The organism is Halorubrum sp. Atlit-26R (genome assembly GCF_003666015.1).
Taxonomy (GTDB): Archaea; Halobacteriota; Halobacteria; order Halobacteriales; family Haloferacaceae; genus Halorubrum.
The window spans coordinates 1-1027 of sequence record NZ_QPLT01000099.1 but is presented as its reverse complement, the minus strand read 5'-3'; the positions used below and the strand labels follow the sequence as shown (position 1 = coordinate 1027).

General features: G+C 59.3%; 1 protein-coding gene. It reads right to left on the bottom strand.

Translation table 11 applies throughout. From position 1 onward, the window contains the following. On the bottom strand, positions 1–1018 hold a 1018-nt coding region (locus DVK07_RS19515), incomplete at its 3' end, for an MFS transporter (RefSeq protein ID WP_147441250.1). Positions 1019–1027: the final 9 nt, after the last annotated feature.

Here is a 1027-nt window from a genome sequence, read left to right as displayed (position 1 = left end):
CCTGAACAATCGACGCGATCCAGTCGTTCACCGTCGGTAGTAGCAGCCCGAATCCCATCCCGCCCGCGACGATGATGCCAACGAGAACTACAGGGAAGAGTTCCACGGAGGTGAACAGCAGGAAGCCCGCCGCCGCGAGACTGAATCCGACCGTGACGAGCGTAATATGCCGGAAGTGCTGTTTAATACGGCCGTACATTGAAGCCATGACCACGCCGGCAATCATGACACTCGAGATGATCAGCCCGGTCTGAGAGTCGCTCACGCCGAGCGAACCCTGAAGATAGTACGGAACCTCAATCATGATGAGGTTGTTCGTCAGCATGCCGAACAGCACGAGGAAGTAGATTCCGGCGATGACTTTCGTCGGCGACTCACGAAGAATCTTCGCGATGGCCTCAAGCCGGCTGATCTTGTTGTCTCTCTGTGATTCTTGGACGTTAGGCTCGGGTAGAAGACTGAGGATCGGTGGGACGAAGAGCAGCGCTCCGGCGAAGACGAGGAAGATGTAGCGCCATCCGAGGGAGCCGGCTATGTAACCGCCTAGGACCGCCGCGACGGCGCCACCACCAGCTTGGACGGCGCCATAGTACCCCATGACCGATTCGCGGCGATTGCCCGAGTAGTAGTCCGCAATGAGCGTCGGGACAGTCACCATGAGCGCGCCGACGGCTATGCCGTCGAGGATGCGCGTTGCGAGGATCAGGTAGATTGAATCGAGGAAGAACGCGACGCTCGTCCCGAGCCCGTAGATGACGACCGCGGCGATCAGAATCGGCTTCCGGGCGTACCTGTCGAGCAGATATCCTGTGAGAGGCGCGACGACAATCACGATCCACGCGGACGTCGTGCTGACCAGCTGTGCCAGTGTCTCGGAGTTCGGCACGTGCGAGAACGTCTGCTGGATCGCGGGAATGGTCGGGTTGATCAGCGCCCCCGAGAAGGAAGGGATGATCCCGATCAACACTAGCGTCAAGAGCTTTGACCACCGGAACGACTCAGCGGAGCTCTCCGACATACTCACTCA